The sequence below is a fragment of the Duganella rhizosphaerae genome, assembly GCF_040364205.1.
Lineage (GTDB): Bacteria > Pseudomonadota > Gammaproteobacteria > Burkholderiales > Burkholderiaceae_D > Rugamonas > Rugamonas rhizosphaerae.
In genome coordinates, this window is record NZ_BPWK01000007.1 from 176666 (window position 1) to 196566 (window position 19901).

Below are 19901 nucleotides of genomic sequence, written 5' to 3' on the forward strand. Positions count from 1 at the left end.
TCTTCATATGTATACTTCAGGGGTAACAACATGGCTCTGCATAAACGAGAAAATAGTAGTAACTGGTACTATCAGTTTCAAGTAAAAAATAAAAAATACGTGGGCAGCACCGGCACGGCAAACAAGACGAAGGCATTGCAGGTAGAGCGTGAAATGCGTAACAAGATCCACAGTGAAACTTATCTTGGCGAGGCTGAGGAAATTTCACTGCACGATGCCTTGGTAAAGTACCTGGAGCCACGCAAGAAATATTCGTACTATCGCGGCATGGAATCAATCTCTCGTAAGATGTTCGGCAGCAAACGTGATCCGAAAACCAAGCGTGAAAATCCATGTTACGGTCTGCCTCTGAATTTGTTCCTGCATGAGATCCAGACCAAGCACATCGAACGATTGGTAGCGAAGCGTAAGGCCGAGGGCGACAAGCCTGCGACGATCAAACACGAAATCGGCCTGATCAGTTCAACGCTGCGCGAGATGCAGCGACTTGGCTACAAGACGAATCGCGACGTTGTCTTTCCACAGTTAAAATCCGCTTATCGGCTGCGCTATCTCGATTCCAACGACGAAGCGGCATTGCTACGCGAACTCGATCCGAAATCACCGAGAAGCGGCGTTAAAGCGCCTCAGGATCGCACGCCTGAGATGCAACGTAATATCCAAGACAACTACGACTTGGTGATCATGCTTCTCGATACCGGCTGCCGCTATTCTGAGGCCGCGAACCTGCCATGGACCGCTGTGAATCTGGATGCCGGAACGTTGAACATCTACCGCAGCAAAGTCAACAATGAAGACGTGTTGTTCATGACAGATCGGTTGCGTGAAGTGATGGTACGCCGTCAGTCCGAACGACGAGCAGATGCACGCTACGTCTTTGAAAACAAAACAGGCATGGCACGTGGCTATGCCGCGCAGGGAATCAAGAAGGCGATGGATCGTGCCGGCGTAAATGATGCAGATGTGGTGAGAGAGAAGGGCGGTAAGGTTACGATGCACACGTTGCGCCATTCGTATGCCAGCAAACTCGTCAAGAACGGCGTCAGCCTGTTTGAAGTATCTGTGCTGTTGGGCCACAGTGATCCGAAGATGACGCAGCGCTACGCTCACCTTGCGCCAAACGACGCGAGTCGGAAGGCCGTTGACATCATCAATACGATGCATTCGTAAACGCTATGTCGTTGGAATAAGATTTTCTTTCCTACGGCGTTTTAAAGTAGCCCTTGTAGATACAGGCGAAACATGCGAATTTCCGTGCTAACTTAGCATGCTAAAAGTTGATAGATACGGACTGGGTTAAAACGGAAAATGCCCCTGCGAGGTGTCGCGTATCGTTTGCAAAATACAGAGAGTGACACCATCGAATCTACTCGCCGCATCGCGCTAACGCGGCGAATTTTTCGGCGTCATATTATTGGGAGCACGACATTTCGAAGTAAGCCTTATAGATACAGGCGAAACATGCGAATTTTCGCTGCCATTTAGTGAGCAAAAAAGTAGTTGATACTGTACTGGGGTAAAACGGAAATCGCCCCTTCGATGTAACGTAAATCTTCGCCTGATTCACCTTCAACTGCAACAGGAAGCGCATGCCGCAACTACTACAAAATATCGATGAGATCGGCCGCGCCAAGCAGCGCGACGTACTTTTCTTGGAATTTTCCAACAGCATGGGCCGCTACGAGTTGAATCCTGTGCGTGAAAAAATCCTGACGTGGTTCGACGCCAACGGCATCGTGTACGCCGAGTGTGGCGGCTACGCCAGCGAAGTGCGGGCAGAGCCATATCGCGGACAGATCTAGATTGACGTGCCGTATGACGTTAGTGATCCGTCGTACATGCAACTTGAAGCAATCTTAGAAAATGCTGATGGTTCGATGCGTTGGGAAGGCACGCGCTTCCTCTGCTATCCGCTGGATTACTGCATGCGAAACGCCAACCATGATACGCCTGGCTTTTGGGATCGATGGGCCGCTGATTTTTGAGATAGTTTGTTGAGCTAGTTACCGTCTCTCGCGCTCCTTACGGAGCAGATCGTCATATGTATCACCCGATTCACGCAATTTACGCAGCCCCTCGTCATATGACTCGTGCGTGATGAAATCGCCCGAGCTGTTTTCTTTGCCTAGGCAGAACGCTGCCAGCCAGCTTACACCGATGAGAACTGCACACATCGCTGCTTCATTATAGAACCAGGCATCAGCCGTAGTAGTATCTGAGAAAAATTTGGTGTAGGGCCAAGAGAAGAAGAACCAGTGTCCCTCCATTGGGTCAGGGCCACCGATAAAATTAGTCCAAAGGCACTGCACAAAGGTGATGAATATCCATGTCACCACAGCCCACATGAAGGCTTTAAGACCGAAGTGCCATTTCGCCTCGATGGAATACGCGTGGTCCTGATAGCGATCGATGTAATAGAGCACAAGTCCTGGGAAGAGCAGGTAGCCGGAAAGAATGACTGCTACCTTCAGTATTCCAGCGGCTAGTGGCAAATGTCGAATAATCGGAATGTCTTTAAGATCCATTCTCTTCCACCTCCCATGCTAGCTGAATCACTTCAGCAATTCAGATTGGCAATTAGGGCATTCGTAGATTTTCTTTGTGTTCTTGATGAGGAAATGAAAAACTACTGCTGCTGCAAATCCAAGCCACCAGGGAAACGAAAAACCAAACTGCTCTCTTGCAATGTAGAGGACGATGCCGAAGACAGCCAATAGCGAGAAGAACTTGATTGCCCAGCTTGATCCACTCACCATATCTTTTTCGCCTTTCACACCCATCAGACCCGAATATCCGCATTGCAGACAGGTGATATTTTCATGAGCTGTGTATTTGGCCAAGCTCTCCCTGATGTGCTCAGGTAAAATATTTCCGTTGTTGTTTTGGTTGTTCATTTTTATCCCAATTGAATTATGGTTTAGTAAAAATTCAAACTGCTATTGATGTTTCTTATCCTCAAAAACTGGGTGGCGATTTTTCGTAACAACGACTTTTGAACAATCGACCACCTGAATACGTCGGCCTGTTTGTAGTGCTGCTGCCGTCCAATTTTCATAAAGCTGTCCGTCGCATCGATACCTGAACTTGGTGCCATCAAATCGCAGATCTGGCATCGGGCCGCAGCTCTCGCACGGCACCTGAACATACTGCGGCGTGACTTCGAGCACCTCAACGAATTGAAAGCGTGCCTGCTCGGACTCGTCACGAGGCTTTTCTGTAGGACTGCTGATGGCTGCAATCGGAAGTGTGAGCAGAGCAAAAGTGATGATGCGCATACTGGATAACCCCTTGCTCAAAGCAACTTGCCGAATCTGCGCGTACACCCCATTGCGCCGCTGTAGTTGGAAACCACCATGCGGATAGTTCCCGATGGGAATAGTTTATAGTAACTTTGCGTTACCGTGCAAACGATATAGTTCTGTAGAGTTACTTTCATAGTCGGTAGCTTCCGGCAACATGGAAAACACCAATGAAAAGCTCAGGCAACAGTTCAGCGCGAGGCTGACGAAAGAGTTCACCCGCATAGGCTTGCCGGTTGCAAGTCCCACGCAGATTGCGCAGGAATTCAACGCACGCTACCCAGCGAACAAGATCGCGGCGCAAACGGTTCGCAAGTGGCTTCTTGCCGATGCGATACCCACGCAAGCGAAGTTGATGAACCTGGCCGAATGGCTAGAGGTGTCGGCAGAGTGGCTGCGTTTTGGCACTGGCAAGCGTAAGGCCGCGAAGGCTGGTGAGAAGCAGGCAGATGGTGAAGTCGGCGTTGTGGTCGTCGGCAAGCATCAGGCTGCCGTCGTGCCGGTTGTTGAGTTGCTGGCGAAACTGTCGCCGCAGAATATCCGCTTGGTGGAGGGCATTGTTCGCTGCGTTCTCGCCAGCCAGGAAAACGGATCGTAGTTGGCACTTGCGGCCAGCGTCAGAAATAGCAGTAGGCTGCGTTGAGGTTCTCGGCATTCGCATTGACGGTATCAGCACCATCAATGACCGAAAGCCCAGAATGACAAACAAAAAGCCATCCACTCGCAAGCACGCGCCGGCACGCCAATCCGTAAAACTGGACGCGGCCACACTCCGCAATATGGCCCATCAATCGGCATCCCCTGCCACAGACGATGGTACTGATAGCGCAGCGCTTCAGCCCGTCGTCGAACTGCTCGCGAAGCTGTCGCCGTCAAATGCGCAGCTGGTGGAAAACATCATTCGGTGTATCCTTGTTGAGCAAGAAAATAAAATACCGTAGTTCCATGAACGCTTTGACGTCGCGATCTCAGACCACGGGTTAAAATCGATTAGAAGCGTTTCTAAGGCGTGGAGCTTGAGAGAGATGCATCGACGCGCCGCGCTGAAATGAAATCAATTCTAGGCGTCTTAGAATCGATTTCTAACGGCGGACGATTGTTTGGTTAGTCGTAGCCTGGGGAAACTAAAACTCTATCTAAACCTTAATGTTCAAGAGGCAGAAGGCGATGTTTCGTTTCCGCCTTTAACTAATCCATACGTTTCAGGAAAGTCGAACTCAGTAAAATCATCACTCTTAAAGTATGACGTTACAAAATCTCGGAATACTAATTTTGCTGACATGAGCTTTTCAAATGAATGTTGAAGTTGCGATATCATTTGAGTAGTTGAATTGACCATAGTTCCATGGACCAGTGGCCCCAGTAGCTTCGCCAGCTCTTGAAGCGAAATGGCATTACCTGTCCCCAATCCGCTTTCTGCCAGCTTCGGCTGCAACAGCTCCCTATGCATCCGGGAACGTTCATTGATTACTCGGAAGGTCTCAACATAGCATTCCTGCGCCAAGTAAAGATCATACATAATCTGACGTCCTTCTCGCGACTTTAACAAGAAGCCGAACGATTCAAAATCGAAGAGGTTCCTTGACAGATCGAACTCTGATGCCGCAGGGATTTCAATAAATGCAACCGGGCTGTTTTCGCGTGGTGCGATCCATTCCCGTTGAAACAAGACTGTGGCGTTCAACTGCTGAAATAGGCAGAACAATATCCGGTGCGCGGCTAGCTGTTCCGTTTTTCGCTCCTCTCTTCTTCGAAGGGCAATTTGAGTGCAGAATGCAAGCATCGCGCCAACGAATGTCCCCAGCAGAGTGAGAAGAGCCTTTTCCCAAGTCTCCGATGTAGATGTAACGGCCGAGTGACTGACAGATGCGGCCGAGGCAGCCGCTGCGGCTGCAAGATTTATAGTATCAGTCATGGGAATTTGGCGCGTAATGAACGAATGAAGTGGTCGAATGCTCTGCGGCGTCGGGAGCCTGGGAGTTGCAACCAGATTGATACCAGGCTACCCCGTGGTACTAGTGCAGGACTACTTGATCAGATACTGATCCTTGTCTTTACCCTCCAGCCACTTCGGCGAACGGCCACGACCAGTCCAGGTCTCGCCGGTTGCACTATCCCGATATTTTGCTGCGACTGGATTGCGCGTCTTCGCGGCTTTCGTCTTGACGCCGCCGAGGTCTGCAACGGTCAAGCCGTAGTCCTTCATGATCGCGGCGATTTGTGCTTTCGCATCGGCGATCTCGTTCTTGCGTGCGGCTTCTGCGAGCTGTTGCAACTCGGCGATCTTAGCGGCGTATTCCTGATACGTGGACATGGATTTCCTTTGATGGTGTGGTAACAGATCATACTGTACGCGATTTTCTCAATACTATCCAAATGTAACGCAAGGAATTGATGCAGATATCTAGCGTTATGTATTAAACAAATGAAGCGTCAAGTCATAAAACATCTGTAGCACATTGCAGCATATTGACCGATCAAATCAGAATGAAAAGCCTTGCGCGCTACTTGTTAAATTAGCTTCATTCACCAAAGCCTATATTTCCATCGACAAATGTTGTTATTCTTCGTAGACTAGCTGTACCAAGAATTGGGCTGTGAATGAGACAGTTCGCCACTTCATAGGAAGCGGTTATGTCGCCGCAAACTCTTCTAGTTACAACTACAACATTGATGAAATTACCATATTTTTGCGATATGCCTGCCTAGCAGGACGGTCAATCGCTATCAATCTTCTAACTGCGGAAAGTAAAATCGCTCTGCTTGTAACAGCTATTATCATAGCTGGCTGACTTTTTTTGGGGGTTAGAGCCACGTTTCCTTTTACTGAGGAATTTATTTTGACAAAAAAAATATTTGTTGTTATGCCTTTCGTACACGCGAATGACCGTGATGAACAGGCATTGACTAAATTTTTTACAGACTATATCAAGTACCCAATTGAGAACGATTCAAAGCTGGGCGGAATATATTCTGTAATCCGCTCGTCTGATTCATTTTTGATGCTTGATCAAATAATTTCTGATTTGGGAAATGCTGACATTGTAATCTGTGATCTTTCGGGGGAAAATGCCAATCCGAATGTTATGTTTGAGTTGGGTGTTCGGTTGGCAGTGTCACACAAGCCTGTTATATTGATTAGGGAAAAGAAAGACAGTAATAAAAGAATTTTCGACGTAAGTGGATTATTTGCTCACGAATATTCGATGCAGGATACACGTGCACTTGATAGATTTTTGGTTTCGAAGGTTAGCGAATACGAGTTCGAGAATTTAAGCTACTCGTCTCCGATTCTAAAGATATTGAATCACGACGCGGCATTTTGGATGCAACTCCCTATCCGTAAGGCAAGTGCATTTTTGGGAGGAATAGCGAGTGCTGCAGAAGCGCACCTTCATGCATTTTCCAAAGCGTTAGCGGTGCATTTAATCAAAGCTGGACTGGTGGATGTAAGTATCTCTCCTGGCGTATCTTGCTATCGGGATATTGCCAATCTGAATGGCAGCGGAAGTTTGTTTGATAATTTTCAGTATAACATCACAGCGATTCCTTCATTAGACTCATATTTGTCATCAGTTTATCTTTTAGGTTTGATTGACGATGAAATTGAGCGTGGATTCAGGGAATATGCTATGAATTATTCACTGTATTTCAACAAAAGCAATTCTTCATATTTCTGGCCGTCAAAGTTTGAAGAGTGCTTTGCATATGCGTTTGAGACATTGATTTTAATGAATCTGGCTAGGCAAATAATAAAGACCCTCAACGTCAGAGCTGATTCTCTCGATCGAATTGGGTATGTTGAAAAATTCCACGAGGATTTGAATAAGAGTCACTTTAAAAAGGATGTTGGTTAAATGGCTGATTATATTCGTAAATCAATTTTATCCCAGGCTTATGCACATATTGAAGGTGTGAGCTTGGACCAAGGAATGAAAGCAGATTTTGAAGTTCAAATTGCAGAGTATCAAAAACCACGTGCAAAAATTTTACTTGGGAAAGAAATTATTCCAGAAATACGTACGCGTGATGGATCGTTGAAAGTCTATTCTACTGTTTATGGATCTTTGTCGGATGCTTTAGGGGAGTTCACTGATTTTCAACAAGCTTTGAATATGCTTTATGCCTCCTCAAAAATGCTTGCTGATGCATGCAATTTGGAAAGTTTGTTTCTGTCTAGAGGGAAAAAGAATGCTATGGTTCGCTCTGAGGCGAGGACTGGGATTGTGAAATCCACAAAGGACATGTTTGACAGGGTTCTTTTACTGATTGAGGCCAAGCAACCTGAGTCACATGTAAAAATCACCTCAAATATTGCTGATATCGAGAAGAAAGTTATTTTTCTGAATGAACAATTGGACTATGGCCGTGATAAAGAACTGATTTGGTCTAAATTTTCTCCTTTATTGAAGAAACTATCTTCCACAATTCATAAATCTCAAGTTTCTCCAAATAGCGATCGACTTACTATGTATAAAAATACGTTGACGGACATAAGTAAGCAAATAGAAAAATTTAGAATTCAAGGCGATAGAGATGATGAGCTATAGTTGGTTTTTTAACCTTCGAAAAAGCGGTATCAGTAGCAGTTGCCTCGGGAGCTAGCTTTCAATACGGTGATCGTTTCGCAGCGTTTTACTTTCAGTACACACTGGGTCCGTCATCTGCGATGCATAGCGCGGAACTGGCATACGCCGCTGCTTTTGTGTGTGAGTATATGGGATTGTCAAGATAGCTTTGATGGATGCTGCGGGCCATCACACCTTGGTGAAGTTGGCCATCAGACTTTCGCTCACAGCAACCAAGCCGCAACGTTGTCAAAATCACGCAAACCCGCGTAGGATGCGTGGCACGCGGGTGTAGCTCAATGGTAGAGCAGGGGTTTCTCTATTGATAACGTCAATAAAGTTCGTTACTCATGCGCGTTTCAAGCACATGAGTTTGTGATCGCGGAAAACTTCAATTGAATCAAAAAGTCGGATGTCATCAAGATACAGCCGAGCCGATGGCTCTGCGATCCGGATTACCGAGGGCGCGGAGGGATCGACGCGGTGGGCGTAGGAGCGGTTGTGCTATTTACGGGAGTGGTGGCCACGCTGGCAATAGGCCCAGGATTTAGCCCTGAAGCACTACTGAAACTCTTTTCGAGAGCTTGTTCTTTGGGGCGGAGCTGCTGAGATGACGCATAGCTCTCATTTGCGCTCTGCCAGTTTTTGATTTTTTCAGTATCAGCCATGATTTCCCTATCAATTAAGTTTTAATCCCTGCATCGCTACAGCGATTCCGAGTACAACTGTCAATACAACCGCAAGCCCGAAAATAATAGCTGCTGAGGAATCCAGTGCATCAAGCAGAGACGCATCGGCGTGCTGATTTTGTGCCAACTGCATCACATACGTCTTGTTTTTCTGAAAGACCGCTAACAACAAGCCTATGCATACGATGAAACAAACAATCGCTGCTATGTAAAGTAGCAACATAGGTATCGTTTTAACGTTTGACATGAGCGAAACTAAAAGGGCGATTCCACCGCCTGAGAGTGCAAACATACTCTTGTCAAACTCTAATGATGTGTTAAACCAAGCATTAGTGCTTGCGGCGTAGTACTCCACTTTTTTCAGCTTCAACTCTTCGTCTGCCAGCAGCTGTTTCAAGGCCACAACTTCTTGTTGCAAATTTGCAATTTCCTCTAGTGGCGTAATTGGTGTGGTCATGAGGCAATTCTAGCTGAACTTCGACATGTTGGTACAACCTATCGATAGTCCTTGTTGGTGCGAAAGTTATGAGAACTGAGCTATCCAGAAGACAGCCCAGTCAACTAGCTCGGAAGATACTGTATGCGGAGTACTGATGGAGGCTCTTGACTTCGCCCGTTACGACAGCCATCACACCTCGGCGAAGTCGGCCATCACACTTTCGATCACAGCGGCCGTGCCGCGACGTTGTCAATCGCGTACAAACCCGCGTAGAATGCGTGGCACGCGGGTGTAGCTCAATGGTAGAGCAGAAGCTTCCCAAGCTTACGACGAGGGTTCGATTCCCTTCACCCGCTCCAGACTTGTATCGTGCCCCGCCTTCGGCGCGTCATGCCCGGCTGGCGCTTGCTTTGATCAGGTTGTCGCGCAGCGTGGCGACGGCCTGCTGCACCGCAGAGAATTCATCCGGCGTCAGGCCGCAAGCTTCCACCAGGTTCATCTTCAATCCCCGTTCGCGCAGCGCACGGCCGGCGTCGGTCAGGCTGACCAGCACCTGGCGTTCGTCGCCCGGATCGCGCGCGCGGCGCAGGTATCCCATCACTTCCAGCTTCTTCAGGATAGGTGTCAGCGTGTTCGATTCCAGGAACAGCTTCTCGCCCAGGCTGGTCACGGTCTGGCCATCCTGCTCCCACAGCGCGATGATCGCGATGTATTGCGTATAGGTCAGGCCCAGCTCGTCCAGGATGGGACGGTAGGCGCGGCCGAACGCCAGGTTGGCGGAGTAGATCGAAAAGCACAGGAAGTCCGCCAGCTTGCGTGCTTCGGTTGGGGCGGGGGCGGGGGCGTTGGCGGTCATGGCGATTCCTTCTTGGTCTGGATGTCGCAAATTATACATCGGATGCGATTTGATCGGAACTGCTTGACTTTGATTTTGGTTGCGATATTATTCGCCTCATCCGATTGCATCGGATGCGATTTAAATAACCGCCCATCAACTTCAAGGAAACCCGTCATGACCAAGATCGAACAAGTGCTGTACACCGGCAAGACCCACACCACCGGCGGCCGCGACGGCAGCGCCCGCAGCAGCGATGGCCGTCTCGACCTCAAGCTGTCGCCGCCCGGCGGCAGCGGCCAGGGCACCAATCCGGAACAGCTGTTCGCGGCCGGCTGGTCGGCCTGCTTCATCGGCGCCATGGGGCATGCGGCGCGGGCGATGAAAGTACAGCTGCCGCCGGACTTGGCGGTGGACGCCGAGGTCGACCTGGGCACGGCCGACGGCGCCTACCTGTTGCAAGCGCGTCTGAATATCAGCCTGCCGGGCCTGGAGCGCGAGGTGGCCCAGGCGCTGGTCGACGCGGCGCACCAGACCTGCCCGTATTCCAAGCTCACGCGCGGCAATATCAACGTCGAACTGGCGCTGGCAGCATGAATACCCGCCGCCGCAACCTGTTGACCGGCGCCTTGGCGGCGGTCGGTTTGGCCGCCGCCGAACTGCCGTTCGCCTCGCTGGCACACGCCGCCGAGGGACCGCGGCCGCTGGCGCCGATCAAACAAATCCGCGCCGGCGAGCTCGATGTGGGCTACTACGAAGCCGGTCCGGCCGACGGCAAGCCGGTGCTGCTGCTGCACGGCTGGCCATACGATATACACAGTTTCGCCGAGGTGGCGCCGCTGCTGGCGGCGCAGGGCTACCGGGTGATCGTGCCGCATCTGCGCGGCCACGGCAGCACGCGCCTCCTGTCGGACGCCACCTTCCGCAACGGCCAGCAGGCAGCGGTGGCGCTGGACATCATCGCGCTGATGGACGCGCTGAAGATCGACCAGGCGATCCTGGCCGGCTACGACTGGGGCGCGCGCACGGCCAACATCATCGCGGCCTTGTGGCCGCAGCGCTGCAAGGCGATGGTGTCGGTGAACGGCTACCTGATCAACAACCGCGAGCGCAACAAGCTGCCCTTGTCGCCGCAGGTGGAACACGGCTGGTGGTATCAGTTCTACTTCGCCACCGAGCGCGGCAAGGCGGGCTACCAGGCCAACCGCCGCGAGTTCGCCAAACTGATATGGCAGGCCAACTCGCCGCAGTGGCGCTTCGACCAGGCCACCTTCGAGCGCAGCGCGGCGTCGTTCGACAACCCGGACTACATCGCCATCGTGATCCACAACTACCGCTGGCGCCTGAGCGTGGAGTCGGGCGATCCGAAGTACGACGCGCTGGAGCGGCAGTTGGCCGCCGCTCCGGTGATCGCCGTGCCGACCATCACGCTGGACGGCGACAGCGACGGCGTGGCGCCGGCCACCGACGGCCAAGGCTATGCCGCCCGCTTCTCCGGCAAGCGCACGCACCGCGTCATCAAGGGCGTGGGCCACAACTTGCCGCAGGAAGCGCCGCAGGCGTTCGCCCAGGCCGTGATTGATGTCGACGCGTACTAGTGAACGAACAGCGCGATCAGGATGACGATGGGAAGGGGAATGCCGAGTAACAGCAGTAGTATCGAGCGCATCATATTCTCCGGTTAGATAGGGGCGTGCACGATGACGCGTGCGTGATCGCGGTTGCGGCCGCCCAGCGTGGCAAACAGGCTGGCGACGAAAGCACCCAGCAGCAGGGCGACAAACATCCACAAGGCGGAATGGGCGGCGGCCTTGCGGGCTTCCTCGGCGGCGGCCATCGCCTTGGCCTTGGTTTCATTGGCGGCCTGCGTTGCCTGCGCGTAGACCAGGTCCACGCGTTGCTCGGCGTCGGCCGGCGCCAGGCCGCTGCGCTTGGCGATCAGCTGCGCAAGATAGCTGCGGTCGTCGGCGTTGAGTTTGCCGGCCGGGAGGTCGGTGAGCAGGATGCGGTTGATCTCGTTGCGCTGGGCGTCGGTCGCGGCGTCGCCGTTGGGCGAACGCAGCAGCATGTCGGCGAAGTAGGTGTTGCTGCGGCCGCCGTCGCGCGCCAGGGCTGGCCCAGCGGCGCTGGCGACTGCGGCACCCGAGTCGATGGCGCCGCTGAGCACAGCGCGCACGCCGCCGCCCAGTACCGCCACGGTCATCAGCGTCGCCACCGCCCACGCCAGCAGGCCGTGCGCGGTGTCGCGGAAGTGCACTTCATCGCCATGGACGCTGGCCCATTTGACGCGCAGCCGTCCCGCCATATAGCCGCCGATGCCGGCGGCCGCCAACTGCACGAAGGCGATCCACGCGATGGCGGCGGTGCCCAGCGGTGTGGCGTTGTACTGGTAGGGCGATACCGACGACAGGCCGAGGCCCATGCCGAGTATCAGCAGGATGAAGGACAGCGCGGCTGCTGCGGCGGCGCCGGCGAACACGGCGCCCCACGAAACCCCGGAGGCGTAGCCGTCTCCGAGTTCGTGGCTGGCCATTGCGCCAGCATGTAGTGGTTGGGTATGCATGGTCTCTCCTGTGGTGTTGATTGATGTGGCGGAGACCATCATGCGGTGTGGACCGGCGCGCGTATGTTAGCGCCCGTACACTGGGCGCGTATTGCCTGCAAAATACCGGTCAGGCGGTCTTGCGCTCGCCGCGCTGGAGAAAGTGCTCGATCAGCGCGCGGTGTGTGGGCAGGTCGGCCAGCGCGCGCAGCGACATCTGCTCGATCATCTGGAACTCCTTGCGCGCCTCGTCGAAGCGCGGCAGCGTGCGCGCGTTGGCGTACTGCGCGGTCGGGTACTCCATCCCGTACAGCACGTACTGCCAGCTGGACGGCGGATACATCTCCAGGTCCACCACGAAGTCCATGCGGTGCGGCGCGCGGTTGCGCCACATCGACAGCTTGTCGCGCAGCGATTCCGGGATGCTGGCCGGGTCGGTGTTGTCGGTCCAGAAGGCGTTGTCCCTGCGCTGCGTGAGGCAGTAGTGCAGCTTGACGAAATCGACGATGCGCTCGTAGCGCGCCTTCATCATCTCGTTGTACACCTTGGCCACCGGCGCCAGGTCGCCGTCGTGCGGGAACAGGTAGCTGACCAGGTAGGCCGCCGTTTCGATCAGGCCGATGCCGGACGATTCCAGCGGTTCCAGGAAGCCGCCCGACAGGCCGACCGCCACGCAGTTCTTCACCCAGTGCTGTTCGCGGTAGCCCACATTGAGCTTGAGCTGGCGCGGATTGAGGCCGTCGCTGGCCGGGCCGATGTACTGGCGCAGCACTTCCTCGGCGCGCGCATCGTCGGTGTGGCGGCTGGAGTAGACATAGCCGATGCCGCGCCGCTGGTGCAGGCCGATGTCCCAGGTCCATCCCGCCTCGTGCGCGGTGGCGATGGTGTACGAGGGGATGGGCGCGTCCGCCGTAGCGTAGGGCACCTGCATCGCCAACGCGCGGTCGACGAACAGCGTGTCGTTGATGTTGCGGAAGGGCGTGCCCAGCGCATCGCCGATCAGCGCCGCGCGGAAGCCGGTGCAGTCGATGTACAGGTCGGCCGTCAGCACGCCGGCTTCCCTGGTGTGCACCGCGCCGATCGCGCCCTGGTCGTCCAGTTCCACCCGGTCCACCGTGGCCAGCACGTGGCGCACGCCCAGCGATTGCGCGTGGGTGCTGAGCAGGGCGGCGAATTTGCCGGCGTCGAAATGGTAGGCGTAGTTCAGCGGTCCCATGAAATCGGCGTCGTTAAAGCGCTTGGGGGCGTGCGCTGCGTCGGCCACCCGCTTCTGCATGGTGGCGGCGGCGGCGAAGCCCGCGCCCGGCGCGGCCGCGCCCTGCAGCCAGTAGGGCAGCAGCTCCGGGCCGCCGGGCCGCTGGCTGGGCAGGCTGAAAGGGTGGAAGTAGTGGTCGTTGCCGGGCGCGCCGGGAGGGCGCACCCAGTCGGTGAACTTGATGCCCTGCTTGAAGGTGGCGTGGCATTCGCGGATGAAGCGCGCTTCGTCGATGCCGATGGCGGCCAGCGTGCCGCGGATCGACGGGAAGGTGCCTTCGCCGACGCCGATGATGCCGATTTCCTTCGATTCCACCAGCGTGATGCGCACGCTGTTTTCGTCGGCGCCGGCGCCCAGGGTGCGGGCCAGGAAGGCCGCCGTCAGCCAGCCGGCGGTGCCGCCGCCGACGATCAGCACGTTTTTGACGGATGTTGGCATCGTTTTCATTTTATTTTGGTCTCCATCGGTAGAGTGTGCAGCCTCTCGAAACGCCGTCTGGCATGTCAGGGAAACAACGCCGCTACAATTTTTAAATTGACATCCGGGATTTGAATTATGTACCATGAAATCGATTTCACAAATAACGAAAACGTTTTCAGTGAATTTGAAAACGATTTCAAACAACATGAGATCGATTTCCACGATGATAAATGTGGCACGCCCAACCCCTCGGCGATCGCTACGCAAAAGGAGACTTATGAACGTCCACGTACCGCAGTCCGGGAAGCGCTTGCCGTCCCCGATCCAGTTGGCCATCCTCGCCCTGATGGCCGGCACCAGCGTCACCGCCTATGCGGCCACCCCGGCCGAAGCGCCGGCCCCCGAGCAGTCTATCGCCGTCGCCAGCGCCGCCGATAAAACTTCCTCGACCATCACCGAGGTGTATGTCACCGCGACCAAGCGTTCCACTTCGCTGCAAAAGACCCCGGTCGCGGTGACCGCGCTGAATGCAGCGGTGCTGGACGATAACCACGTGCAGACCCTGCAGGACGTGGTCAACCTGGTGCCAGGCTTCGCCGCCACCGGCCAGGGCGACCATGGCGTGATCACCATGACCTTGCGCGGCATCGGCAACGACAGCGCCAAGACCGAATACGCCGATCCTGAAGTGGCCAGCTTCGTCGACGGCATCTATTCGCCGCGTCCGGAAGGCGCGACCGCGCTGCTGTTCGACCTGGACGCGATCGAAGTGCTGCGCGGCCCGCAAGGCACGCTGTGGGGCCGCAACTCCACGGTTGGCGCAGTCAATATGCAGACCGTGAAACCGGAAATCGGCAGCAGCGCCGGTAACTTCGAAGCGGGCTACGGCAATTTCGCCCGCCTGGGCGCGCGCGGCGCGTTCAACATCCCGATCAGCGACACCATGGCGATGCGCGTGGCGGTGGTGCACGAGCAGCACAACGGCTACGTCAGCTATCAGAACGCGCCCAACCTGTCGCTGGCGGACCAGCATGCGGCGGCCGATCCGGTCATCGCCAAGTGGAACGCCGCCCATCCGGGCAACCCGATCGCCTTCCAGCCGATCAACCAGAACCTGTTCGTCAACAACAATCAGAAGTACAGCGCGCAGGACCAGAGCGCGGCGCGACTGAGCTTCCTGTGGCAGCCGACGCCTGGCCTGAAATGGAACGTCGCGTACGAGCACTACATGGACCGCGGCACGCCAAGCATGAACCTGATGCAAACCCCGCGCGCAGGCGAGGACTTCTGGTCGGCGCTGATCGATACGGCGCCTAGCGTCAATCGCGATTCGCACTCGGTGCGCAGCCGCGTCGACTACGAGATCAACAAGGACATCAGCCTGGCCTACATCGCCGGCTACTCGCGCTTCAACGGCTCATCGACCTTCGACCAGGATGGCGGCGCCAATATCCCGAACAGCTTCACCAGCAAGGCCAACGCCGCCGGCGGCGGCGGGTACCAGGCCAACAACACCGTCTGGTCCAAGTACAAGAACTACAGCCACGAACTGGAAATCCAGTCGACCGGCAAGCGTGATGTGGATTGGCTGCTTGGCCTGTACTACGCCAATGAAGACAACGGCATCCGTTTCGACATCCCGATCATGAACGGCACCCAGCAGGGCACCGTGAACTGGCAGGGTTCCTTCATCCAGCCCAAGGAAACCGTGGAATCGAAGTCCGTCTTTGGCCAGAGCACCTGGAATGCCAGCGATGCCCTCCACGTGACCGGCGGCCTGCGCTACACCTCGGATGAACGCAAGAACATCGGCGGCACCAACAACGGCTGGAGCAATTCGGACGCGCCGCAGATTCCGGTGAGCCCTTCGATGAATCCACTGGGCGGCGGCACCGGCTTCTCGACCTATCAGCATAACGACGGCGTGTTCAACGACCACAAGCTCACCGGCCTGGTACGCGTAAGCTACGAGATCGACAAGAACAACATGGTCTACGCCAGCGTATCGACCGGCTACAAGTCGGGCGGTTTGCAGGATGGCGGCGTGCCATACGGTTCCGAAACGATGACCAACTACGAAATCGGCTCGAAGAGCACCTTCCTGGGCGGCACGGTGCGGATGAACAATTCGGCGTATTACGAGAAGTTCAAGGACTTCCAGTTCAACGCGCCGGTGACGTATGCGGACGGCACCCGCGGCTTGGCAACCAACAATGCCGAAGGCGCCAAAGTATGGGGCCTGGAGACCGAAATCGCGGCCAAGATCACGCCGATCGACCGCGTGCAGTTCACCGCCGCGTACACCAACGCCACGCTGAAGCACCTGATCGGCGGCAGTAACGACTATGTGCTGCCGGCTTGCACGGTTCCAGGCATCACCAATCCGTGCCTGGACGTCAGCGGCAACACCATGCCGCACTCGCCGAAGTTCAGCGCGCAGATGATGTACCAGCACAGCTTCGCACTGGCCAACGGTACGCTGATCCCGCGCATCAGCGCGCACTACGAAACGGCCAGCTGGCTGAGCGTGTTCAACCTGGGTGAGCCGGACAAGCAGAAGTCCTACACCCGTACCGACCTTGGCCTGCGCTTCGATGCTGATTCGAAGTGGTACTTCGACGCTTATATCCGCAACGCGGAAGACGCGAAGATCAAGACCAGCGCGATGAACGCCAACGGCCCGTGGCAAGCGCAGTACCTGCCGCCGCGCACCTTCGGCATCAACGTCGGCAAGTCGTTCTAAGCAAAGAGTTTTTCATGTAGTCCCAGTGTTGTTGTAGTGGTCTTCCAGCCCCTCGTCCTGCAAAGGCCGAGGGGTTTTTTTGACTCCGGGTTGAGGCAACAAAAAAGACCGGCGTTTTTGGCGCCGGCCTTCTTTTAGATACTGCTTTGCGGGTTTAGTCTTTGTGGTGGAACGGTGCGTACCAGGTGACGATGAACGATGGGATCGTGGCGGCCATCACCAGCCAGAAGTAGTGCACATAACCTAAGGCCTGCTGCAAATGGCCGCTGACGATGCCGGTGACCATCATGCACAAACCCATCAGGCCCGTGCCGAACGCATAGTGCGTGGTGGTGTATTTGCCCGGCGCCAGCTGCTGCATCAGGTAGATCATGAAGCCCACCGAACCGAAACCAAAGAAGAACTTCTCGATCGCCACGCCGGCGCTGATGATCAGCAGGTCGTGCGGCTGGTAGATGCTCATCAGGAGGAAGGTCACGTTGGGGATGTTGACCGCGCAGCACAGCACGAACAAGGTTGCCGGCAGCCCGCGCCGCGCGACGAAGATCCCGCCCAGCAGGGAACCTAGCAGCACCGCGATCAGGCCATAGGTGCCGTAGATCAGTCCCAGCATCTCGTTCGACAATCCCAGTCCGCCTTGCGCCACCGGATCGACCATAAAGAAGGGCCCGATCTTTTCCAGCAGCCCGATACTGAGCCGGAACAGGAAGGCAAACAACACCATCAGCCACACGTCGCGCTTCTGGAAGAAAGTGACAAAGGAATCCTTGAGGATGAAGGCCGCTTCGGCCACCGACTTTGGCGCGTTCTCCGCCTTGGCGCCGTCCGGCATCACGCGCATATGCCACAGCGCCGCCACGATGGTGATCGCCGCCACGATGAAGAAGATGATGCGCCACGATTCGATCCACTCCGGCCCGAACACGCCGGCCTGGTGGTGGAAGTAGTGCGTATGCAGCCAGCCGCTCAAATACACCATGCCGCCCGAGGCGACGATGGGTCCGATGTTCCAGCTCAGGCTCTGGATGCCGCAGAACAGCGACTGCGTCTTGGCGTCCAACGAGGTGACGTACACGCCGTCGGACGCGATGTCCTGCGTGGCGCCGACCAGCGACAGCACGCCGAACATGAACACCATCACCACCATGTAGTCCGGCAGCGACATCGCCAGCGCCACGCCGGCGAAACCGAGGCCGATGATCAGCTGCGCGCACAGCACGAAGAACTTCTTGGTGCGGTACATTTCAACGAAGGGCGCGAACAGCGGCTTGATGGTGTAGGCCAGGATCAGGTAGCTGGCGTACTGCGCGGCCTGGCCGTTGTCCATGCCCAGGTTCTTGAACATGATGGAGGTGACGCTGGTGAGCATCATGTAGGTCAGCGCCATCGCGAAATACCCGCTGGGGACCCACAGCATCGGCGTGCCGCGCGCGAACATGGCGCGCAATAGCGATGGGGGTGGGCTGGCTGCGGCGGAGGCCTGCGGTGCTTGCTGTTCCTGCGGTGGCACGGCGGATGGTGCGGTTTGCATGATGTCGTCCTCGTTATTCTCGTTGGAGTGTAATGCATCAGGCTCTGCGGCCTGTAGAAAGGAAAACGCCGGCATCTGCGCCGGCGGGGATAAAACGCTTGCTCTAGGCCGCGTGCGCGGTGCGTTGCGGCCTTTGTTTCAGCAGGTACTCGCGGTACCAGTGCGCGCTGTGCTTCAAGGTCCGCTTCTGCGTCGCATAGTCGACGTGGACGATGCCGAAGCGCTTCGCATAGCCGGAGTTCCACTCGAAGTTATCGAGCAGGCTCCAAAGAAAGTAGCCCTGGATATCCACCCCCTGCAGGCGCGCGTCGTTCAGCGCCTTCAGGTGGCGCAGCACGAAATCGATGCGCGCGTCGTCCGGGATCTCGCCGTCGACGATCACGTCCGGGTTGGCCATGCCGTTCTCGGTGATGTAGATCGGCGGCAGATCGTATTCCGCCTTCAGTTTCAGCAGCAGCTCGGTCAGGCCGTCGGGGAAGATCTCCCAGCCCATGTCGGTGGTGCCCAGCTTCGCTTCCGGCTGGCGCGGCGGCGTCTCGGCCGAGCAGTAGGCGCGGAAGTAGTAGTTCACGCCGAGGAAGTCGATCTTGTGCTGGATGTCCTTGAAGTCGTTCTCGTGGATCTCCGGCGCGTTGTCGCCGTGGCCCTGCAGCGCCAGTTCCGGGTACTTGCCCTTGAAGATGGGGTCCATGAACCACTGCACCGAGCGGGCGTATTCGAATTCCGCCAGCGCCTTGTCGGCCGCGCTGTCGGTGGCCGCGTCGGCGGTCCACTGATTGAGCACGATGCCCAGCTGCGCCGGGCTGCCGACGGCGCGCATGGCCTGCATCGCCAGCCCGTGCGACAGCAGCAGGTGGTGCGATACCTGGATAGCCTGCTTGGGGTCCGCCACGCCCGGCGCGAACTGCCCGTTGCCGTAGCCCAGGTTGGCCGTGCACCATGGCTCGTTGTGCGTTGCAATCGTTTTCAAGCGCGAGCCAAAACGACGCGCCACTTCGCCGGCATATTCCGCAAAGCGGTAGGCGGTGTCGCGATTGAGCCAGCCGCCGTCGTCCTGCAGGCCCTGCGGCAGGTCCCAGTGGTAGAGAGTGACGTGGGCGTCTATGCCCTTGGCCTCCAGTTCGGACAGCAGGCGGTCATAGAAGGCGAAGCCGGCTTCGTTCCAGGCGCCTTTGCCCGTTGGCTGCACGCGCGACCAGGCCATCGAGAAGCGGTAAGCGTCCACGCCCATGCCGGACATGATGGCCACGTCTTCCGGGTAGCGGTGGTAGTGGTCGCAGGCGACGTCGCCGTTGCTGCCGTCGATGACTTTGCCGGGCGTGTGGCTGAAGGTGTCCCAGATCGACGGGCCTTTGCCGTCGGCTGCAGCGCCGCCTTCAATCTGGAAGGCGCTGGTGGCGACGCCCCAGATAAATGAGGAAGGAAATTGAGTGAAATCGGTCATGGGTAGTCGTTTTTGTGGATTAACAGGGTGCGAAACAGGGCATTTTGACGTTTGAAAACGATTTCACGCCTCCTGACTCGATTAGACCTCAAGTCAAACGGGGTGTCAATCTTTTGCTGAAGCGGGGTGCTGGAGA

At 55.9% G+C, this 19901-nt stretch carries 19 protein-coding genes and 1 tRNA gene; 9 read left to right on the forward strand and 11 right to left on the reverse strand.

Annotated elements, in window-relative coordinates:
- Positions 1–30 precede the first annotated feature (30 nt).
- Both RUGAMON1_RS16910 and RUGAMON1_RS16915 read left to right on the forward strand, forming a co-directional pair.
- Positions 31–1170, forward strand: coding sequence for a tyrosine-type recombinase/integrase (locus tag RUGAMON1_RS16910; protein WP_445231598.1), 1140 nt, complete (start codon positions 31–33; stop codon positions 1168–1170).
- Between the two features lie 419 nt (positions 1171–1589).
- Positions 1590–1802, forward strand: coding sequence for a hypothetical protein (locus tag RUGAMON1_RS16915; RefSeq protein WP_445231599.1), 213 nt, complete (start codon positions 1590–1592; stop codon positions 1800–1802).
- A gap of 201 nt (positions 1803–2003) precedes the next feature.
- Here RUGAMON1_RS16915 and RUGAMON1_RS16920 read toward each other — a convergent pair whose 3' ends face one another.
- The 3 genes from RUGAMON1_RS16920 to RUGAMON1_RS16930 are packed head-to-tail and all read right to left on the reverse strand — an operon-like array spanning position 2004 to position 3275.
- On the reverse strand, positions 2004–2525 hold the full coding sequence (locus RUGAMON1_RS16920) for a hypothetical protein (protein WP_445231600.1): 522 nt from the start codon (positions 2523–2525) through the stop codon (positions 2004–2006).
- A 27-nt stretch (positions 2526–2552) separates the two neighbouring features.
- The gene (locus tag RUGAMON1_RS16925; RefSeq protein WP_445231601.1) at positions 2553–2894 is read right to left on the reverse strand and encodes a hypothetical protein; all 342 of its coding nucleotides are present in this window, start codon (positions 2892–2894) and stop codon (positions 2553–2555) included.
- A gap of 42 nt (positions 2895–2936) precedes the next feature.
- Positions 2937–3275, reverse strand: a complete 339-nt coding sequence (locus tag RUGAMON1_RS16930) for a hypothetical protein (RefSeq protein ID WP_445231602.1) — start codon at positions 3273–3275, stop codon at positions 2937–2939.
- A 181-nt stretch (positions 3276–3456) separates the two neighbouring features.
- Here RUGAMON1_RS16930 and RUGAMON1_RS16935 point away from each other — a divergent pair, with 181 nt between their 5' ends.
- On the forward strand, positions 3457–3897 hold the full coding sequence (locus RUGAMON1_RS16935; protein ID WP_445231603.1) for a hypothetical protein: 441 nt from the start codon (positions 3457–3459) through the stop codon (positions 3895–3897).
- Positions 3898–4449: 552 nt separating this feature from the next.
- Here the strand turns inward: RUGAMON1_RS16935 and RUGAMON1_RS16940 are convergent.
- Positions 4450–5214, reverse strand: a complete 765-nt coding sequence (locus tag RUGAMON1_RS16940; RefSeq protein ID WP_445231604.1) for a hypothetical protein — start codon at positions 5212–5214, stop codon at positions 4450–4452.
- 111 nt (positions 5215–5325) lie between these two features.
- A complete protein-coding gene (locus RUGAMON1_RS16945) occupies positions 5326–5613 on the reverse strand; it encodes an H-NS histone family protein (RefSeq protein ID WP_445231605.1) in 288 nt (95 codons plus the stop codon).
- A gap of 526 nt (positions 5614–6139) precedes the next feature.
- Between RUGAMON1_RS16945 and RUGAMON1_RS16950 the strand changes: the two genes are divergently transcribed.
- Both RUGAMON1_RS16950 and RUGAMON1_RS16955 read left to right on the forward strand, forming a co-directional pair.
- Entirely contained in the window at positions 6140–7156 is a 1017-nt protein-coding gene (locus tag RUGAMON1_RS16950) for a hypothetical protein (protein WP_445231606.1), read from the forward strand.
- Positions 7157–7849 (forward strand): hypothetical protein, encoded by a 693-nt coding sequence (locus RUGAMON1_RS16955; RefSeq protein WP_445231607.1) that lies wholly within the window; start codon positions 7157–7159, stop codon positions 7847–7849.
- Between the two features lie 696 nt (positions 7850–8545).
- On the opposite strand, the gene RUGAMON1_RS16960 is transcribed toward RUGAMON1_RS16955, so the two are convergent.
- The gene (locus tag RUGAMON1_RS16960; protein WP_445231608.1) at positions 8546–9013 is read right to left on the reverse strand and encodes a hypothetical protein; all 468 of its coding nucleotides are present in this window, start codon (positions 9011–9013) and stop codon (positions 8546–8548) included.
- Between the two features lie 267 nt (positions 9014–9280).
- Here RUGAMON1_RS16960 and RUGAMON1_RS16965 point away from each other — a divergent pair.
- Positions 9281–9354: transfer RNA gene (locus RUGAMON1_RS16965), tRNA-Gly, on the forward strand.
- 29 nt (positions 9355–9383) lie between these two features.
- Here the strand turns inward: RUGAMON1_RS16965 and RUGAMON1_RS16970 are convergent.
- A complete protein-coding gene (locus tag RUGAMON1_RS16970; protein ID WP_445231609.1) occupies positions 9384–9851 on the reverse strand; it encodes a MarR family winged helix-turn-helix transcriptional regulator in 468 nt (155 codons plus the stop codon).
- A gap of 156 nt (positions 9852–10007) precedes the next feature.
- Here RUGAMON1_RS16970 and RUGAMON1_RS16975 point away from each other — a divergent pair, with 156 nt between their 5' ends.
- A complete protein-coding gene (locus RUGAMON1_RS16975) occupies positions 10008–10427 on the forward strand; it encodes an organic hydroperoxide resistance protein (RefSeq protein ID WP_445231610.1) in 420 nt (139 codons plus the stop codon).
- Positions 10424–11428: an alpha/beta fold hydrolase gene (locus RUGAMON1_RS16980; protein ID WP_445231611.1), complete on the forward strand. Its 1005-nt coding sequence runs from the start codon at positions 10424–10426 to the stop codon at positions 11426–11428. Before RUGAMON1_RS16975 ends, RUGAMON1_RS16980 begins: the two co-directional genes overlap by 4 nt.
- 83 nt (positions 11429–11511) lie before the next feature.
- Here the strand turns inward: RUGAMON1_RS16980 and RUGAMON1_RS16985 are convergent, their stop codons facing one another.
- Complete coding sequence (locus RUGAMON1_RS16985) at positions 11512–12393, reverse strand: hypothetical protein (RefSeq protein ID WP_445231612.1); 882 nt, start codon at positions 12391–12393, stop codon at positions 11512–11514.
- Positions 12394–12502: 109 nt separating this feature from the next.
- Entirely contained in the window at positions 12503–14074 is a 1572-nt protein-coding gene (locus RUGAMON1_RS16990; RefSeq protein ID WP_445231613.1) for a tryptophan halogenase family protein, read from the reverse strand.
- A 250-nt stretch (positions 14075–14324) separates the two neighbouring features.
- Between RUGAMON1_RS16990 and RUGAMON1_RS16995 the strand changes: the two genes are divergently transcribed.
- On the forward strand, positions 14325–16790 hold the full coding sequence (locus RUGAMON1_RS16995) for a TonB-dependent receptor (RefSeq protein WP_445231614.1): 2466 nt from the start codon (positions 14325–14327) through the stop codon (positions 16788–16790).
- A gap of 154 nt (positions 16791–16944) precedes the next feature.
- On the opposite strand, the gene RUGAMON1_RS17000 is transcribed toward RUGAMON1_RS16995, so the two are convergent.
- Positions 16945–18321, reverse strand: coding sequence for an MFS transporter (locus RUGAMON1_RS17000; protein WP_445231615.1), 1377 nt, complete (start codon positions 18319–18321; stop codon positions 16945–16947).
- A gap of 103 nt (positions 18322–18424) precedes the next feature.
- Positions 18425–19765, reverse strand: coding sequence for a GH1 family beta-glucosidase (locus RUGAMON1_RS17005; RefSeq protein WP_445231616.1), 1341 nt, complete (start codon positions 19763–19765; stop codon positions 18425–18427).
- Between the last annotated feature and the right edge of the window lie 136 nt (positions 19766–19901).

Bases quoted from the DNA above. Each gene is read 5' to 3' on its own strand.
- RUGAMON1_RS16980 (WP_445231611.1), top strand. From the start codon at position 10,424: ATGAATACCCGCCGCCGCAACCTGTTGACCGGCGCCTTGGCGGCGGTC.
- RUGAMON1_RS16990 (WP_445231613.1), bottom strand. From the start codon at position 14,074: ATGAAAACGATGCCAACATCCGTCAAAAACGTGCTGATCGTCGGCGGC.
- RUGAMON1_RS16960 (WP_445231608.1), bottom strand. From the start codon at position 9,013: ATGACCACACCAATTACGCCACTAGAGGAAATTGCAAATTTGCAACAA.
- RUGAMON1_RS16985 (WP_445231612.1), bottom strand. From the start codon at position 12,393: ATGCATACCCAACCACTACATGCTGGCGCAATGGCCAGCCACGAACTC.
- RUGAMON1_RS17000 (WP_445231615.1), bottom strand. From the start codon at position 18,321: ATGCAAACCGCACCATCCGCCGTGCCACCGCAGGAACAGCAAGCACCG.
- RUGAMON1_RS17005 (WP_445231616.1), bottom strand. From the start codon at position 19,765: ATGACCGATTTCACTCAATTTCCTTCCTCATTTATCTGGGGCGTCGCC.
- RUGAMON1_RS16935 (WP_445231603.1), top strand. From the start codon at position 3,457: ATGGAAAACACCAATGAAAAGCTCAGGCAACAGTTCAGCGCGAGGCTG.
- RUGAMON1_RS16945 (WP_445231605.1), bottom strand. From the start codon at position 5,613: ATGTCCACGTATCAGGAATACGCCGCTAAGATCGCCGAGTTGCAACAG.
- RUGAMON1_RS16915 (WP_445231599.1), top strand. From the start codon at position 1,590: ATGCCGCAACTACTACAAAATATCGATGAGATCGGCCGCGCCAAGCAG.
- RUGAMON1_RS16995 (WP_445231614.1), top strand. From the start codon at position 14,325: ATGAACGTCCACGTACCGCAGTCCGGGAAGCGCTTGCCGTCCCCGATC.
- RUGAMON1_RS16955 (WP_445231607.1), top strand. From the start codon at position 7,157: ATGGCTGATTATATTCGTAAATCAATTTTATCCCAGGCTTATGCACAT.
- RUGAMON1_RS16910 (WP_445231598.1), top strand. From the start codon at position 31: ATGGCTCTGCATAAACGAGAAAATAGTAGTAACTGGTACTATCAGTTT.
- RUGAMON1_RS16925 (WP_445231601.1), bottom strand. From the start codon at position 2,894: ATGAACAACCAAAACAACAACGGAAATATTTTACCTGAGCACATCAGG.
- RUGAMON1_RS16970 (WP_445231609.1), bottom strand. From the start codon at position 9,851: ATGACCGCCAACGCCCCCGCCCCCGCCCCAACCGAAGCACGCAAGCTG.
- RUGAMON1_RS16940 (WP_445231604.1), bottom strand. From the start codon at position 5,214: ATGACTGATACTATAAATCTTGCAGCCGCAGCGGCTGCCTCGGCCGCA.
- RUGAMON1_RS16975 (WP_445231610.1), top strand. From the start codon at position 10,008: ATGACCAAGATCGAACAAGTGCTGTACACCGGCAAGACCCACACCACC.
- RUGAMON1_RS16920 (WP_445231600.1), bottom strand. From the start codon at position 2,525: ATGGATCTTAAAGACATTCCGATTATTCGACATTTGCCACTAGCCGCT.
- RUGAMON1_RS16930 (WP_445231602.1), bottom strand. From the start codon at position 3,275: ATGCGCATCATCACTTTTGCTCTGCTCACACTTCCGATTGCAGCCATC.